16 protein-coding genes are annotated in these 17268 nt (G+C 52.5%); 1 reads left to right on the forward strand and 15 read right to left on the reverse strand.

Annotated elements, in window-relative coordinates; all coding sequences use genetic code 11:
* Positions 1–51: 51 nt before the first annotated feature.
* The 12 genes from BUB30_RS07410 to BUB30_RS07465 form a co-directional block, all read right to left on the reverse strand.
* Entirely contained in the window at positions 52–1101 is a 1050-nt protein-coding gene (locus tag BUB30_RS07410; RefSeq protein ID WP_073132387.1) for a hypothetical protein, read from the reverse strand.
* Between the two features lie 57 nt (positions 1102–1158).
* Positions 1159–1821 carry a hypothetical protein gene (locus BUB30_RS07415; RefSeq protein WP_073132389.1) on the reverse strand — a complete coding sequence of 221 codons (663 nt, stop codon included), beginning with the start codon at positions 1819–1821 and terminating at the stop codon, positions 1159–1161.
* A 151-nt stretch (positions 1822–1972) separates the two neighbouring features.
* Positions 1973–2599, reverse strand: coding sequence for a hypothetical protein (locus BUB30_RS07420; RefSeq protein ID WP_073132390.1), 627 nt, complete (start codon positions 2597–2599; stop codon positions 1973–1975).
* On the reverse strand, positions 2596–3330 hold the full coding sequence (locus BUB30_RS07425; RefSeq protein WP_143164800.1) for a hypothetical protein: 735 nt from the start codon (positions 3328–3330) through the stop codon (positions 2596–2598). Before BUB30_RS07425 ends, BUB30_RS07420 begins: the two co-directional genes overlap by 4 nt.
* Before the next feature lie 18 nt (positions 3331–3348).
* The gene (locus tag BUB30_RS07430; protein ID WP_178377042.1) at positions 3349–3771 is read right to left on the reverse strand and encodes a hypothetical protein; all 423 of its coding nucleotides are present in this window, start codon (positions 3769–3771) and stop codon (positions 3349–3351) included.
* 137 nt (positions 3772–3908) lie between these two features.
* The gene (locus tag BUB30_RS07435; protein ID WP_084137951.1) at positions 3909–8108 is read right to left on the reverse strand and encodes a hybrid sensor histidine kinase/response regulator transcription factor; all 4200 of its coding nucleotides are present in this window, start codon (positions 8106–8108) and stop codon (positions 3909–3911) included.
* Positions 8109–8490: 382 nt separating this feature from the next.
* A complete protein-coding gene (locus BUB30_RS07440) occupies positions 8491–8871 on the reverse strand; it encodes a hypothetical protein (RefSeq protein ID WP_143164802.1) in 381 nt (126 codons plus the stop codon).
* A 201-nt stretch (positions 8872–9072) separates the two neighbouring features.
* Positions 9073–9633: a carboxymuconolactone decarboxylase family protein gene (locus BUB30_RS07445; protein WP_073132399.1), complete on the reverse strand. Its 561-nt coding sequence runs from the start codon at positions 9631–9633 to the stop codon at positions 9073–9075.
* 26 nt (positions 9634–9659) lie between these two features.
* Positions 9660–10724, reverse strand: coding sequence for a cobalamin-independent methionine synthase II family protein (locus BUB30_RS07450; protein ID WP_073132402.1), 1065 nt, complete (start codon positions 10722–10724; stop codon positions 9660–9662).
* 42 nt (positions 10725–10766) lie between these two features.
* Entirely contained in the window at positions 10767–11306 is a 540-nt protein-coding gene (locus tag BUB30_RS07455; RefSeq protein WP_073132404.1) for a carboxymuconolactone decarboxylase family protein, read from the reverse strand.
* Positions 11307–11596: 290 nt separating this feature from the next.
* Positions 11597–12142, reverse strand: coding sequence for a hypothetical protein (locus BUB30_RS07460; protein WP_143164803.1), 546 nt, complete (start codon positions 12140–12142; stop codon positions 11597–11599).
* A 73-nt stretch (positions 12143–12215) separates the two neighbouring features.
* The gene (locus BUB30_RS07465) at positions 12216–12668 is read right to left on the reverse strand and encodes an anthrone oxygenase family protein (RefSeq protein WP_073132407.1); all 453 of its coding nucleotides are present in this window, start codon (positions 12666–12668) and stop codon (positions 12216–12218) included.
* A gap of 264 nt (positions 12669–12932) precedes the next feature.
* Between BUB30_RS07465 and BUB30_RS07470 the strand changes: the two genes are divergently transcribed.
* A complete protein-coding gene (locus BUB30_RS07470; protein WP_073134930.1) occupies positions 12933–13832 on the forward strand; it encodes a haloalkane dehalogenase in 900 nt (299 codons plus the stop codon).
* Between the two features lie 156 nt (positions 13833–13988).
* Here the strand turns inward: BUB30_RS07470 and BUB30_RS07475 are convergent, their stop codons facing one another.
* The 3 genes from BUB30_RS07475 to BUB30_RS07485 all read right to left on the reverse strand — a co-directional run bounded on the left by BUB30_RS07475 (position 13989) and on the right by BUB30_RS07485 (position 17166).
* Positions 13989–14759 carry a hypothetical protein gene (locus BUB30_RS07475; RefSeq protein ID WP_073132409.1) on the reverse strand — a complete coding sequence of 257 codons (771 nt, stop codon included), beginning with the start codon at positions 14757–14759 and terminating at the stop codon, positions 13989–13991.
* A gap of 100 nt (positions 14760–14859) precedes the next feature.
* Positions 14860–15444: a hypothetical protein gene (locus BUB30_RS07480; protein WP_073132410.1), complete on the reverse strand. Its 585-nt coding sequence runs from the start codon at positions 15442–15444 to the stop codon at positions 14860–14862.
* An 87-nt stretch (positions 15445–15531) separates the two neighbouring features.
* Positions 15532–17166, reverse strand: a complete 1635-nt coding sequence (locus BUB30_RS07485; protein ID WP_073132412.1) for a beta-N-acetylhexosaminidase — start codon at positions 17164–17166, stop codon at positions 15532–15534.
* Between the last annotated feature and the right edge of the window lie 102 nt (positions 17167–17268).

The following is a 17268-nucleotide window of genomic DNA, read 5'->3' on the forward strand; positions in this document are numbered from 1 at the left end:
CAGGGTAAGCACTCCCCTTCAACGGGGTCGCTGGCTTCGCACGCATTGCCGCTATCGTATTCGCGCGGCTTCCCACGTCCTCGCGCCTTGTTTGTTGATCACCTTTGTCACCTGGCCATGGGCATCTCTTTCAAAAAAAAGATTCCAGGTTGTTGTTCTCAGGAACAACTCATTTTCGGAAACCGCCCCGGCCTCAAGTCTTGGAATGTCCGGTAGTTTTAGATAGAGCTTATCTTCTTCGCGACCGAGCGTCATGTGCCAATTCTTGTCGCCATAGTCGCCCAGCAAAGGATCGATCTGAGCGTCGCTGAGTTTTATTTCCACCGCCTGCTCCACGAAGGGCGCAAACCGGTTGAACCAGAACGTGCGCCAGGCCTGCGACTCCCAGACGGTCCCCACTAACAATTGGGCGGCAACGAGGCATGCGCTTCCCAGCAGTGTTATTTTATGAATCCTTCCGACGCTAACGAAGTCATATATAAACAGAGGGATCAGCAGTGCATCCAGGTACGCAAAATTTGAAAACAATCCATTCTCCAATCGCGGCAACCAAGACATACGGTCTATGGAGGCCCCCATCAAAATAATGGTGGCCAGGAGCAGCAGGCGTTTGTGCGCGGGTGCATTTTTCCGGACCAGGATCCCCCAAATAAAGAATAGGCTGAACATGGCGAAGGCCATTAGCTCCACCGCCAGAACACTCCATACAAAATCTTCAACGGGCGGAGGAAAAGCAATCCGTGCGCGGATGCTTGTTGTTGGCATCAACAGGCAGATCATCGCCCCGTAGAAGGCAAAAAACATTCCCAATTGACGGTGGAATTTCAGATTGCCCCGGGCAGCCAGAAAGGTTTGCGTCAGGAAAATAAAAAGCCATCCCGCCATCAAGGCGCCATGAACATGGACAAACCAATGCGGTTTGAACGAACCGTCGGACACCGCCTGATAACTGGGCATAAAGCCGAGCACGGTCAACACCGGAAAAAGACACGCCATGCCTACAAAGAAATAGCGGACATAGCGCGACTTTGATGTGGTCAGTGACACCTGATCCCCGAGCGTATCGGAGGAAATATTGAGCATGGTGGTCTTGTCCGTCATGAGTTTAATTTTTTAAAAGTCATCTGAAGCGATGTTGATGCGGCGACTCCCGGAAGGCTATTGTCCGCTTTTGTCCGATGGGTTCTTCTTTGTCGTGGGCAATGCAGCCGGAGTAGCCTCCAACTCGAGGAAGGGCGCTTGCTCTTTTCCTAAAATCTCCAGGCGACTCACCATGCGCCATGACCCGGAGGCCGGCTGCCAGGTGAACCGTTGGACAATGGCACTATCGGCGGTCGCGGCAAACTTGTAAACCATTTTTAACTCGTTACCGTCGCGTTGGCCATGGCAAAACCCTCCGTTTGGCTGGTCGCCACCAAATACGTTCAGGTCATGAATGATGTAGCGCTTAGCGTGGTGGTTATAGCCAATAAAATACAACGCTTCCATGGGGCTGCCCAGCCGGGGAACGACTTCCGTTCCTTGCAAGTGAATGCGCAGGTATCGATGGTTCATCACCCATGTCGCTTCAATGTCCGTCTGTTCAAAAATTTTTCCGTGCGCGATGGATGAAACATTCCATTTGCCAACAAAATGTTCGAGGAGGTCATCGTGGAAAAGCCCCTCGGTAGTGTCTTTGACATTTTGAGCAAGGGACGCGGATGCTATGAACGAACAGAAAAGAATTGACAGGAACGGTACTACCGCTCTTGAATCCCGTGCGGTATATTTTCTGGGGATGATTTCTTTCACGCTGTCGATTTTAGATTTTAGGCTGATCATAATGGGATTGTTTTACATTTTTTTGAATCATTTCAGCTCGAAGTAAGGGAGTGCCGTCAGCTTCGTCCGGATGGAAGTGGGACGACATCATTGATTGCCACGGTTGCGAGAACAGTGTCCGAGAAAAACTGATCTCTGTTCCGTTGAACGGTCAAGGTTGTTTTCCGCTTTTAATGGGTTGTTTCTTTTTGGCAGTGGGTGATGTCGTCACCATGGGAACGGCCCTCAGGTCCAGAAAGGGCTCTCCTTCTTTTCCCGAAATCTCCATCCGGCTCTCCATGTGCCAGGATCCCGGCGCGGGTTCCCAGATGAGTCGTTGAACAATCACCGTATCGGCCGTCGTCACAAATTTGTGGATCACCTTCAATTCGTTGCCGGTTCGATAGGCATGACAAAAACCCTCGTTCGGATCGTCGGCACCGAACACGCTGATTTCGTGCACCACGTAGTGTTTCGCTTTGTGGTTGTAGCCGGTATACGTCCATACTTCCATGGGGATGCCCAACCAGGGAACGATCTCGGTGCCCTGCATATGAATGCGAAAGTATTGATGGTTCACGATCCATTCTGCGTCCAATTTCATGTGATCAAAAAACTTTCCATGCGCCGTCCCCGAAACAGTCCATTGCCCAACGAAATGATCCAGGAGATCATCATGGAACAGGCCGTCGGCAGGGTCTTTGTCGTTTTGGGCAAGGGACACGGACGCTATGAGCGAGCAGACAAAAAGCAACGTGATGTTTTTCACACGCGCCATTTTAGCGCTGAGGATGATCATAATATCGTGGTGTTATAGTTTGATTGAACTTCTTCAACTTGCAACACACTACGGTCTTCCCGAAGCAGATAACGTCCCACCAGCATGGTCCAAACCGGAAGCGGGGCCACGCCCGCGATCGAGCCTATCCAGATGATCTTGTGAATAAACATGTTTGCAAAATTCATCGGGGGCTCGGGATACGTAGCCATGTCTACGGGCGGTACCCGCAGAATGACGATATCCACAAAAATGGCGTAGGCTGGAAAAAATGAACCGAACGCTACCAGGCCCAAACCGATGATCATCCCAAACCAGCAAAGCGGGCGCGGGAGCGCATCGACCAGGCGTCCATTGGCGATCATCAACCACACACCGAGCACCATGACCGGCAGCAGGTAATGTCCATCGGAAAAGATCTTGACGATGCCGAGCAGCAGAAAAAGCGCGGTAAATAAAAGCGCCCCGATGCCCACGTTGAGGCTTGCGCGACGTATTCCGGCACCTTGTTTTTGTGAGAGTTTTTGGATCCCGTACAGCACCGGGATCATAAAAATAAATTGAAGGATAACGGCCACGTCATGGGCCCTGAACATGATATAACCAAAATTGGACACTACCCACGCCTCGCGCGTGAGCACCGCGGCGAGCAGAAATCCGTATGCCATCAGGCCGAGAATGCCACTGATCATCGCCGCCCGGCCTGCCGAGCGATACGACGATGTGGTTGCCACGAACATTTGTGCTATCATAAAGTATGTTTTTAAGTTTTAGGATTTGTTTTTCGTTGGTTTGCTCCTGTGCGGATGTTGATGCAGGACAGCTCGTGAACGGGGGATCAGGATATCGGGAAGCCCGCCAAACTGCTTTCCGTCGTCCACCGCCAGAAAACCTGGACCATTGCCCAGCAACCGGCCAGCAAAATGACCAAATAGAGAAAGGTCAGGGCCAACAAGAAATAGTTCAAAGGTTTTGACGAAGGCCGGGAGACTTTGCGCCTGTCTTGCCTGGAGGCAAAAGGGATTGTGACCGAGTGGGTCGGTACTTTGCGAATGGAAATGAAGGGCATGATCGGTATCCGCCATTTCAGGCTGAAGGCGGGAACTACCGGGGCGATGGAGAGGGTTTTCATGGCGATAATTCTTCTGGTTGATCTGTAAAAAAATGATAACCAAAAGTAGAAAGCCCGTCAAAGGCATACCTAACAGCCATCGCCCTCATGCTGGCAATCCTGTAACATGCGAAAAGAACTCGATTCAGCACTCAAACCAGCGCTGTAAAAAATCTCCCAAGCACTGTCAATCCGGTAACATCGTTGCTTATTGGGTGATTAAGACACGCCGGCCTGCTCGGCCATGTAGTCGGAAGGGGTTTTGCCGTATTGTTCGATAAAACACTTGGAAAAATAGGAATGCGAACTGAAGCCCACCTGGAAGGAAACTTCAGACACCGTGCCACTGCCCTTTGCCAGCAGCTGTGCAGCGCGTTGCAATCGCATGGTCTTGATAAAATCATTGGGAGCCTGTCCGGTCAGGGCCTGGAGTTTGCGATAGAGTTGCATGCGGCTCATGCCGACTTCTTTGCCCATCCGTTCCACGCTGAAATCAGGCTCACCGAGATAGCGTTCAATCACGGCCATGGCGCGGAGCAGAAACCGTTCGTCGGCCGAGGTGATGGCAATGGCCTTGGGCTGCAACACCACTTCGCGGCTATAGCGCGCCTTCAGCTTTCGCCGTCCTTCAATGAGGTTGCTGATCCGGCTGAAGAGTTCGCGCGCTTCAAAGGGTTTGGTCAGGTAGTCATCGGCCCCGGTTTCCAGACCCTCCACTTTGCTGTCGCGCGACGCTTTCGCCGTCAGCAGGATGATGGGGATGTGGCTGGTCTTTTCGTCGGTCTTTAGCAAGCTGCACAGTTGGATGCCATCCATTTTGGGCATCATGACGTCACTGATGATGAGGTCGGGAATGTAATGCAGCGCTTCCTCGTAGCCTGCCTGACCGTCTTTTGCTTCGACGACGCGATAGGCATTCGCGGAGAGTTCGTTTCGAAGGAATCCACGCAGGTCTGCATGATCTTCCACGATCAATATCAACGGCGCCTGAAGCTCGGCGTTTTCTTCCGTTGATGCAGAAGCCGGTTCGCCGGTTTCGGCTACTGTCATTTCCTGAAAAGCGAATGGCGTTTCCCCGGAAAGCAGATCCTCTCCCATTTGCTGAGGAGACACTCGTTCCAGCAGTAAGGAAACGGTGAACCGGCTTCCTCTTCCGGGTTCACTCATCACAACGATCGTACCTTGATGGAGTTCCACCATCTCGCGCGTTAGCGACAAGCCGATGCCTGTGCCTTCCTGCTCGCGGGTGAGGGAGTTGTCTACCTGGTGAAAGCGATCGAAGATCTGCCCGAGTTGATCGGCCGGAATGCCAATGCCCGTGTCGCTGACGGACAACTCGACCTTAACAAAAGTTTTCTGTGGCGACCCATTTTGGCCAACAGGTTCCAGGCTCAGCGAAACAGAAACCTCGCCGTGATCGGGCGTGAACTTGAATGCATTGGAGAGCAAGTTATTGAACACCTTCTCTAATTTATCCGGGTCAAAACATACCCAAAGACTTTCGACCGGGAAATGAATCTGTAATCCGATCTTACGGCTCTCCGCCAGGGGCGCGAAGGAAGCTGTGATCCGGTGAAAGAACTCGATCAACTCGCCCGGCTGGGTTTGCAGTTTCATTTTTCCGTCTTCGAGTTTCGACAGGTCCAACAGTTGGTTGACCAGGTGAAGCAAGCGGCGGGCGTTGCGCTGCATCAACTGCAAATCTTGTTTCTCCGGATCATCGGGGTTGACGGTACTCAATTTCTTCTCCAGCGGCCCGAGGATGAGGGTCAACGGGGTGCGGAGTTCGTGCGAGATGTTGGCAAAGAACCGCGACTTGAGCCGCTCGATCTCCAGCGACTGGTCGGCTTTCATCTGTTTGAGTTGCTGTTCGTTTTTTATACGCTCACGGCCCAACAGGTAGCGCCATCCACCATAGAACGAACATACCACGGCCACGCCGAACAGCGCGTAGGCCCAGGGCGTGCGCCACCACGGCGGAGCGATGAGGATCGTTATGGCCCGTTCGACCCAAACGCCATCGCTATTGGCCCCTCTCACGCGAAACACGTATGCTCCAGGGGGTACGTTGTAGTAGTCGGCTGTGCGTGCCATTCCCGTCGGCCGCCAGTCATTGTCATAGTTTTCCAACCGGTACGTGTACAGGTGCAATTCGGGATGACGGTAGTCGAGAACCGCGAAATCAAAGGAAAAGGCGTCCTGGTCGTGGGTGAGGTTCAGGGCGTTCAGCGTTGACAGCCCTTCCTGCAAAGGTCCTTGCACGCCGGGATTGACCGCTTGATTGTTGATGCGCAGCGCAACGATGGCCATCCGGGGATGTACCACGCTACGCCTTAAAAGCTGGTCGGGCTGAAAAGAGTAGTAGCCGTTTTCTCCACCGAAAAACAAATTTCCCTTTTCATTTTTATAAATGGAGCAGAAGTAAAGGTCCTCCGCTCCCCGTATGCCATAGTTCATCCCAAACCAAGTTACCGAATCCCGCGCGGGGCTGATCGCGGCCACTCCGTTGGCCGAGGAAACCCACAGGTGACCCGCGTTGTCTTCCACCAGGCCAATGGCCATCGGCAAGGGCTTGCCGGTGTAGCTATCAAGAAACGGAACGAACTTGTTGTTGGGCCGATCGAACCGATACACTCCACGGAGATGGGCTGCCACCCAAAGCTCGCCATGGGCATCTTCCAGCAGTTGGACGATCGTCATTCCCTTCAGGAAATGGGTGAACTTTCCCGTGCGGCGATCCATTAAATTGAGTCCGCCGTCGAGGGTCGGGATCCAAAAGGCGCCGGTTCGATCCTCCGTTGGCCCCATGCATGCATTTCCAATGATAGAGGTTGTATCCTTGTCGTCGTGACGGAAATGCGTGAACACGCCTGACCGGTCATCCAGCCGTTCAACGCCTCCCTCGGTCATCACCCATAGCGTTCCGTTGCGGTCCTCATAGGTGGTCACCACATTTTCCCGGCAAAGGCTGTTGGTCCGGAGCGAATCGTGTTGGTAGTGCGTGAAGCGGCCGGTAGCCGGTTGGTAATGATAAAGTCCGTTGTCCCATGCGCTCATCCACCAATCGCCTTCCCGATCCTGGTTAATGTGCGTGACGTGGTCTTTGAGCAATGTGGTTTGGTGGGCCGCTTGCTGGAGCAATGTTTGGGCAGCGGGGCCGATCGGTGCGATCGCCTCGATGCCCGCCACGGTGCCCAGCCACAGGGTGCCGTCCGGATCTCTATGGAAACCATGAACCCCTGCGCGTGTATCCCAATGGTTGATGGGGCCGATTAGCGACGTTACTTTTACTACCTTGCCCAGATCGGTGCCGATCCAGAGAACGCCTTCGCGCGATCGAAAGACACAGATCGGAAAATTGTCGGGTAACCCGCCGGGTTCCCCGGCTTCAAAATGCGTGACACGATCGGTGGCCGGATCATAGCAGTTAAGCCCACCCGCATACGCTCCAATCCAGATGCGTCCCTCCGGGTCCTCGTCAATGACGCGAACACCAAGCGGTACTCCCCGCCACTGATTTTTTACAAAGGGCCGGCTCAGTCGTTCAGGATGTTCGGGGTTGTAGGCATAGTGCGTAAACCTGCCCGTTTTGCGATCCAACGTGTGCAGACCATCACCGGCCGTTCCCACCCAAAAGGTGCCACGGCTGTCTTCAAAAATAGATTGCACGCGGTTATCGGTCAGGCTATGGGCGTCGCCCGGGTCACTTACATAGCGGGTGAAGCGGCCCGTTTGTTGATCCATCCTATTCAATCCACCCGCTAGCGGTGTACTTGAATTCGGATTCCCTGTTCCAATCCACAATGTGCCCTGACGGTCTTCATAGATTGCCTGTACCTGGCCGTTACTAAGGCTGGTAGAATCTTCAGGATCCGGTTGATAGTCCGTGAACTTGCCCGACTTCACATCGCGGCGATAGAGTCCGGCGCTGGTGCCGATCCATAGATTGCCCAGGTGATCTTCCAACAACACGTTGATGAAGTTCTCTTCCCAGTTAAAGGTCTTGCGATTGGCCAGCAAATGGTGTGTAACGTTTCCGGTCTCCGGGTCCAGACAATCCAGGCCCATCCCCCAGGTGCCTACCCAAACCTTGCCGTCGCGCGTAGGGCACACCGCTACCAGCGCATCGGCTGCAAGCGTGTTTGCGTTGGTAGCGTCATGAGCATAAGTCACCCACTCATAGCCATCATACCGCAGCAGCCCCTTCACAGAGGTCACCCACAAGTATCCCCGCTGGTCCTGATTTATGTCGAAGGTATGTCCCAGTTCCAGCCCCGGAGGCAAGTTGATGGACTCGAACGTGACGGTCTGCGCACGCAAAGGAAGTATAGCCGCGAGACTAAGCGCCAACATCCAGCCGAAGCCGGCAAGCCTGGTGGCAAATGTTGAGACTTTATACGTTGATCGTTGTGACACCATTTACCGTAACTTTTTCTAAAGAACTGTTGAATCATTATCCGCTTAGACCAAGAAAGAGAAACCAGGATTTTCGTCCTATTGACGTTCCGATCACGGTCCCGTAAATCACCTCGTCACGGCATGGCAACATACTGACCCGGGGAATCTGCAAGGACAACGGCGTGCAGCAGTAGGAATATATGCAATTCTGCGGACTTGTGTACTTTCATGGTAAGATCTTTTTGGCGGCTCACTCCTACCCGCGTCTGTCTTTGAGAGCGAAGCGATCGCAGGTTTCCCGTTGATGTGTCCATGAATACATTGATGACACGCAGCTCAGCGTATGTATCAAGAAGGTTGAATGGGTGATCTTACCTTAGCAAGATGGGCATGCGCCGATCTGTCATTTGTTTCCCCAATTGTCCTTTATCGCGATAGCTGAATCGGATACGGTTACGACGCTCCTGTATCCAAGTTCAAAATAAGGCCCATCAGCAGTCAATGTCGAATCGTTATCAAACGTTGCCAACAGTTCGTATGAATTCTCACCCTGGTTCTCGAAGATGAAACGCAGCTCCGCATGATCTCTCACTTCACGCGCTTCTAATGTCCCTTCACGGTGTTGAAGCATTATTTTCTTTAAGGTCCTTCCCGATTCGTTCTTAATGATGACCTGGGCAAAATCATTTGACAACCACTCCCGTGATGAAAAAAGCGTTAAAGAATAATACCCCACTAAGGAGAAAAGAAATCCTATGACTATTCCGATCCATACTTTCTTCATGTCTTTGTGTCCTCCGGATGAGCGGGTATTCGCGTCATTGCTGTTGCCCTAACGTGTTTGCTAATTTGTACTTATTTTCCTTTACCGCAAAATAAGGAACCGTCGCGTACTTGTTGCGGGTGTTGTTGGTGACCGATGGGCCATAAAAAACCTCAGAACCATTACGATCCTGAGGTTTACATTCGGTCTTGACACCTTTCGCTACGCCTTCAATCCGGCATATCTGTTTTCCGATGGCAGATAACCTTTGTCTCTCAGGATCACGGCCAATCGTTCATAAAAGGCAGGCTCCGGTGGCGTGACACTGGCAAATCCATCGACCAACCGGTTGTAGAGCGAGAACAAGGCGGCGATCAACACCGTGTCGTGGATCTCCCGGTCGGTGGCACCGGCGGCTTTGGCTTTGTCGATCAGGGTGGTCGTCACATTTTTGCCACTCACCTGGACGGCTCGGGCAATGTCGAGCAGGCCTTTCATCTTTTCGCTGACCGGCGCATGTAACGGATCTTTTTTTACTTTTTCGGCCGTCCCTTTTTCGCCCAACAATATGTCGGCTGCCGCGGTGTGGGCGGCGGTGCAGAACTGGCACTCATTGCCATAGGATACGACGGTGGCAATCAATTCTCTTTCACCTTCTGTGAGCGTCGAATCGCCGCGCAGCAAGATCTGGGTGAGTTGACGGATGGGTAAGGCCGTCTCGGTCCGGTAGTTGAGGATGCCGGTGATGCCCGGCAGGTTCACATCCAAAGGTATATGAGGCATGGAAATTTTTATTTTAATGTGTCGTCCTATTTCCCGAGTTTCTTTTCTGCCAGTGCCGTTCCCTGGATGCGCGCCTTGATCTTTGCGAAAGCCGTCTCGCGCGCCGTAGATACATCGTCGGCAAACGGAGAAAACCCGCAGTCGTCGCACGTGCCGAGTTGATCGGCCGGGATCACTTTGGCTGCCTCCACGATCAGGTCGCACACTTCTTCCGGGGTTTCCACCCGCGGGTCGAGCACGTTGGTGACGCCGAGAAAAACACGTTGACCGGGCTTGAGCGATTTTTTGATGGCCTCCAGCACAGCGCGTTTATTCTTTTCTCCGGCATATTCGAGATAGAAGTTGGTGGCGTGCAGGTCGAACAGGTAGGGAAGCAATTCTTCGTAGGGAACGTCTGCGCTATGGGTCGAATCGTGGTCGCCGCCCGGGCAGGTGTGCACGCCGATCCGTTTGCGTTCTGCGTCGGTGAACCGGTCGAGCACCTGGTTGTTCAGATCGATGAACATCTTCAACAATCCTTTTGAAGGATCGAGCTTGATGGCCAACCGCGCTTCGGTGAAATCGATCTGCACGTTATACGCGCCGTTGTCGAGGCACTTCCGGATGTCGGCTTCCGCTTCGCGGATAAGGTCCTGTATAAATTGATCGCGCGAATAGCCGGCGATGCCATCTTGCGGATAGAGCAGGCTGATTGCGGATGCCGAGATCACTGCTTGCTTCACCGGCAGCTTCGTGAGTTTCCTGGCCTTGTCCAGATAGCTGTTGGCGTACGTCTGATAGCGAAATGCGCCGCCCGTCAGTTTGGGAAGTTGGCGCGTGTGACCATCCGCGAAGGGGATGACCACGCCATCGGGTGCCAGCTGCTTCATGCCGGCAATGGGATAGGTTGCAAAGCTCGGCTTCGATTGTTCGCCATCGCTGATGACCGGCGAACCGGTTTGCTCAAACAAGTGAATGGTTTCCGCCAATGCTTTTTCCGTGAGTCTGGTTAATTCGTCTGCTTTGATCTCTCCTTTTGAAAAAGCGCCCAGGGCTTGCACCAGGTAGGCAGGCCGTGGAACGCTTCCAATGGGTTCGGTTGGTATTTTCATGAATGTCGTTTTTTAAATGCTGTCGTTTTTTTTATAAAAATATCAGTACACCATATAGCCTTCTTTGGCAAGCTTCTCGCCCATCGGCATATACGCATCGTTTCCAGGAGGTGCCCACGTGCCGAGTCCATCCACGTAACGATTGTACATGCAGAAGGCAGCGGCAATCAAAACGGTGTCGTGGATCTCGCGGTCGGTAGCGCCTTCTTTTCGTGCCGCCGCAATGTCGGCTTCCGTCACTTTTTTGCCTCCCTGTTGTACGTGGGCGGCAATGTTCAGCAGTGTGCGCAGCTTGGCGGAAACAGGTGTCTTAACGAATCCCAATTTGATGTCGTCAAGAAAGTTAGCGTCTTTGTTCAGGTGTGCGGCTGCTGCCGCGCCGTGTGAGGAATGGCAGAAGTGGCATTCGTTTTTGAAAGAGACATACGAAGCGATCATTTCGCGTTCGCCACTGCTGAGCGTGGAGTCGCCGCGCAGAAGGATTTCGGCGAGGGCGCTGAGGGGTTGGGCGGTTTCGCGGCGGTAGTCGAGCAGGCCGACGATACCGGGGAGTTGGTCGTTGAGGAGTTGGATGTGGGCCATGGGAATAGTATTTAGTCGTGAGTATTAAGTATTAAGTATCCAGTATCCAGTATCCAGTATCCAGTATCCAGTATTCAGTAACCAGAAGCCAGGAGCCAGAATTCGGGAGTTGGAATTCAGTAGCTAGTATTCAGTAGCCAGTAGGTTGTGTTTGGAGTCGGGTGTGGGGACACGGAGCGGGGCTCGGGGCAATGAAATGGGTGTGAAAAATCTTGGAGTTATTTCGTTGCCAAAGGCGGATTGAGATCAACGATTGTTGAAGTCAATGACAGGGGTGCGCCGTGTTTTTTTTAGGCGAGAAGGTCTGGGGGTGGTGTTGGGACGGGGAGGTTGTTTGTCAACAAACTAAAATCGGGTGTTGTGCCAAAGGTGAGGTAAAGGGCTTTGCGGTTTTGGTTGAGTACGGTTTGGGTGGCGGGGATGTAGTCTTTGATCAGGCCGCTCAGTAATTTCAGGGTTTGTTGGGAAGAGGTGGGGAGGTCGGCGGACAGTTTTATGAAATCTGTCAACGCGGCGTGGAGTTGTTTTTCTTTGTGGTCCTTGATGCAGACAATGTATAGGGTGTCTTTTTCCAGCTTTTGCTTTATGAGTTTGAAGAATTCACCGTGGTGTTCAAAGGAACCGGTCATGCGTTCATAGTCCTGGCCGAATGTGTTATAAGGGACCGTGAGGGGGATCTTGATGGTCACGGTTTCGTCGGCGTTGTAGTTGTCGTCGTCGAGCCGTTGGTTCATTTCCATGCTCGCGCGGTATTTCAGGCCCCAGAAAACGGGGTAGTATCCCATTACGTTGAAGAGGAATACCGAAAGCAGGAGAATGGAGAAAAATCTTTTCAAGGCTGCCGGAGATTGCTGAACGAGTTTATCGAAATAATTCAAAATATCAAAATCCGCATTCGCGATGTGCGTTTTACCGTCGCAAGCCTGATGCGGTGACCAGGCAGAATGACATGCCTATAGCCAGGGTCCTCACGATGTGAAACGACCACCATCGGTCTCTTAGCGCCATCCAATCGCCGGGTGGGCTCTCGGGTTTCCAGGTCATGACGATGGCGTTGATGGGTTGGTTTACGAACCGCGTGATCAGGCCACTCAATATCAGCAGGGCTATGGCCAGGAGAAGGACGATGAATGTGCCCTTGTCTTCCCGTTGTAGCACTGCCGAGAGCGCGGTGAGTAAAATGACGATCAAGCCCAGGACCGGCATCAACACATTAAAGGCGGCGATGAGGCCTTGCTGGTATTCCACGTAGCCTGGAAAAGACATGTTTTTGGGATCGCAGCCCAACCATACCCCGAAGACCATTCCTGCCATGATCCCGGCAAGAACGACGTTAAAAAACCGGACGACAGATTTCGACATAGAGAAAGAATTTAAGAGGTGAATGTCTCCCAGAAAGGGGCATGGGATGGCTTTGACTAAAGATACTAAATTCCACGGTATCGAAAATCAATGATTTTTTACAATGGCCCGGCTTCGCTCTTGTTGATTTTTGTATAAAAAAAATCAATGAACGCAAACGTCAAACCGGCATGGGTCCTGTGCGGATTGCTGTCGATAACCGTGCCTTTGTGGGGGCAGACAAAACCCGCTCAAAATTCAGGTCAAACTCAAAAAGCAGTAAAAATGGAAGCAACAAAAACACAAGAAGCGTCCGGGAGGGCGGCTTTTCCTTATGCGAAAAAATTTCAGGTGGTGGATGGGGTGCGGTTGGCCTATGTCGAGACGGGCACCGGGGATCCTATTGTTTTCCTGCACGGGAATCCTACTTCGTCCTACATCTGGCGCAACATCATTCCCCACGTACAAGACCTGGGCCGCTGCATTGCGCCGGATCTTGTCGGCATGGGCGATTCTCAGAAACTCACCGATCCCGCGGCCTACACGTTCGACAACAATAAAAAATATCTCGATGGTTTTCTGAAGGCGCTGAACGTAAAGAAGAACATCATCTTTGTGGTTCACGACTGGGGCTCTGCGCTGGCGTTTGATTGGACGCGCTCGCATCCCGATGCGGTGAAAGGCATTGTCTATATGGAAGCCATCCTCCGACCGCGCCTCTGGAAGGAAGTGCCACCCTTTGCGCAGGAAATATTCCAGAACATCCGATCCAAAAAAGGGGAGGAAATGATATTGCAAAACAATTCCTTTATCGAGGTCAATCTTCCAAGGACTGTTCTTCGTCCCTTGTCGCAGGAGGAAATGGACAACTATCGACGCCCCTTTCTAGAACCCGGTGAAGGAAGACGGGCCATGCTGAGCTGGCCGCGACAACTGCCCATTGAGAACGAACCTCCGCACATGATGGATGTCGTCAATCGGTATGGTGAATTTATGACACACAGCAACATCCCCAAATTGTTCATCGAAGCAACTCCCGGAACGTTATCGGAGATCGATAAGACTTTTTGTAAAGCATGGCCCAACCAAACCCACATCGTAGTTCCCGGTTCTCATAATCTACAGGAAGATTCGCCCGATGAGATTGGGTTGGCCATTTCGGCTTGGGTGCAGGGGTTGGATTGAGGAGATCGCCCGGAATTATTGAGGTGGCTCTTAAATCATTTTGAACCGCAGAGGCGCAAAGGGCGCAAAGACGATGCTAAGATTGCCTTTGCGTCCTTTGCGCCTCTGCGGTTCAAATGACTTCATACGCTGTCTCTCCAATAAAAACACGCGTCCTTAACTGTTGAGATTAGAAGGATCATTCTCCTGCGGGAGGGTGATCTCCTCCTCCGCTACACGCCTGACCTTTTCCAGGTTGGTGCTGGTGATCGATTTTTTTCTACGGGTGATTTTTACGATCACGAGGACTACCCCCACCACAAATCCCAGCGCCAAATTAATCATCACGATGATCGCTCCGTAATACCCCAGCTCATACGCCGTTGATTTCCGCTCGACGACGGTTTTCCCTCCGCCGCCATTGCTGGTTTGATTCTCGCGGCTCACGCCCTCCGGAAGTTTTATGGAAGTGAAGAGCTTTTCGCGCACCGGTGCCAGCTCGTCCGTCATGGATTCGACCTCCCAGAATTGGATGGCATACCAATTATCGTTTATAAATAACGCCCTGCAATGCCGGAGCTGTTTCTCTTCTCCTAAGTACGCGTAGTATGAAAATTCATTGAACAGCACCCGGCTCTCTTCGATCCATTGCTGGCTTTTAAGTACGCCCTTATGCGACCGGATCATCCCTTCTTGGAATTCTTCATACGCTTTGGTCAGGTTCTCTGCGAAATAAACAACGGTTTCCCCGTTATTTTTAATTCTTTGGATCATGATCAACGCATTGTCTATGCGCGCCTGTACGATGCGTTGCCCCAGCGTGTCCATGAGCACGAAATCCTCCGGGACGCTGATGGTCAGGTTGTCGTCCATCATGTAGTCGATCCACGTTTGCCCGAACCCATCGATGGCCAGCAACGTCAACAGTGTAAATAATATTTTTTTCATAACGAATCTTCCAGAACGCATGGCGCACAACGCGTCAGTCCTTCACGTTGGGTTGGGATGATGGCGTGACGACTGCATCTCTCCTACGCTCGTATTTTTCTTAATTTTTCTGGGCCGGGTTGATCATGATATGTGCGCGGTGTGTGCCGGGGTCCATGATCCATGGCATTCCCGGTGTGGAGGGTTGCAGGGGGAGCCCCGTCGATTCGGCGGTGGCATAGGGAATGTAGATGACATAGCGGAGGTAGCCGTCTTTTACTTCGCCGGTGGTTTTATCGTATTGGTCGTCTTTGGCCGAGTAGACATACAAGGTTGAGGGCGATTTGGGCATGACTAGTTTTCCGGCCTTCACTTCCTGCTCGCGGATGGTGAACACCTCGTCGTTCTTTTTTCCTTCCTTTTTCAGTTCGCGTCCGCGGGCCATGAAGGGCTCGAGGTCTTTGTGATAGCACGACACGCTCAGCCCGGCCTGGTTCGGGTCGTCGCCCAGGCAGATCATTTCGTTTTCACCTTTGCGCAGCACCACCAACTCGCCTTTTTGATTATAGCCATACACCAGGGCTTTGTCGCGCATTTCGGCCGGCGCCGCCAGGGTGGCAAGTTTGATTTGCACTTCAGGGGAAGGAATTTGTGCGGCGGCCGTCAGACCGGCGAAAAGGAACGAAACAAAAAGGCAGGCTTTCATATCCGGGAAGGGTTAAAAGTTTCAACGCCCACCGCGGTGGCGGCAGGCGTTGGTGAAGATATTCAATTTTTTGATCAATTCTAACCCCTACTCCACCCAAGGCACTTTGGCAGACTTGTAATAGTCAATGTCCCAGGCCTTGAAGCGCGGCGCATGTTTACCCAGGCGCACTTTATATTCTTCCCAGCTCTTTGTGCCCGTGGACCATCCCAGTTCGGCGTAGCCGGGCAGGCGGGGGAACACGAGATACTCGATGTCGTTCATGTTCTCGACGGTTTCCGTCCACAGCGGGGCTTCCACGCCCAAAACGTTTTCGCGGTTGATGCCGTGCGAGTAGGTGAGCGGGTCCCAGTTATAGGCCGAGTCCACTTCGATGTAGGCCGCCCAGTGCAAGCCGATGCGGGAAGTCGAGTCGTATTGCATGTCGAGGTAAGCCTTGTTTGCCGGCGACATGATGAGCAGGCTTCCTTTTTGAACCGCCTCCAGGGCATATTTTTCTTTGCTCCAGTGTTGCACGATCACGTTGTCGTCCACGTTGCCCTGGGAAACTTCTTCCCAGCCCACCATCTTCTTGCCGTTGGATTTTACGATCTCCGTGAAGCGGTTCACAAACTGGATATACTCATCTTTCTTGGTGACGTGTGCTTCATCTCCACCTACGTGGAAGTAGGGACCGGGTGTGATGGCCGAGAGTTCGCGCACGACATCGTTGATAAATTTGAACGTCTCTTCCTTGTTATACCGCAGCGTGCTGAAGCCCACCTCGCGGCCGGTGTACAATTGAGTCGGTTTGGTCTTTGCACCCAGGATGTCGGGTGACGACAGGTCCAGTTCTATCCGTCCTTCTTTGGGAACCTGGATGCCCCCATTGAGTTCTCCATACGACGCCAGCGCCGAGTTGATGTGGCCGGGCATGTCGATCTCCGGCACGACGGTGATGAAGCGGCTGCTGGCATAGTTTACCAGTTCACCATATTGCTCTTGTGTGAAGAAGCCGCCCTTGCCGCCGCCCACTTGTGTGCTGCCCCCGTGTTTGGTCAGGTTGGGCCATGATTTGATCTCAATGCGCCATCCCTGGTCGTCGCTGAGGTGCAAGTGGAGGATGTTCATTTTATAGTAGCTGATCAGATCGATATAGCGTTTCACATCGTCCATGCCAAAGAAGTGGCGCGCCACATCCAGCATCGATCCTCTCCAGCTATACATCGGCACGTCGCGAATGGTGCCCGTGGCGATTTCCCATGCGGGCTGCGCGGAAGCGGCAGGTGCTTTTTCGATGGCCGCGGGGAACAACTGGCGAAGTGTTTGGAGTCCGTAAAAAATCCCGGCAGGTTTTCCGGCAATGGTCACCAGGTCGCTCGTGATGGTGAGCGTGTATCCTTCTTTGCCCAACGTGCTGTCGGCGGATGTGGTTAGGAATATTCCGCTTTCAGGTGCTTTCTCGCTGGTTTTCAATGACAGATTGAATCCCGTGCCTTTGTTCAACATGTCGGCCAGGTATTGTCCAATGGGTTGGATGTCGGACCCGGAGATCGTGATGGTCGTTTCCTTTGTCAACTCAAATGCTTTTCCTTCGAGGACAACCGAGTCGGGCATCGGAATGACATTTTGAAACTGGGCGATGGCTTCGGGTGATGCATCCTTGGCTCGTTTACAGGATGCGGTGACGGCCACCAGCAGAATGAAGAACAGTGTTTGGGAGATAGAGAAGAACCTGGTCATAGGGGATTTTAAATTGAGCGATAATGATAATAACATTGCTTTAATTATCATACGATCGTCTCGAAATTTTAGCGTGTGCGACAAAGCACACACGCAGGTCGG

Origin of the sequence: Chryseolinea serpens (assembly GCF_900129725.1) — a bacterium.
Taxonomy (GTDB): domain Bacteria; phylum Bacteroidota; class Bacteroidia; order Cytophagales; family Cyclobacteriaceae; genus Chryseolinea; species Chryseolinea serpens.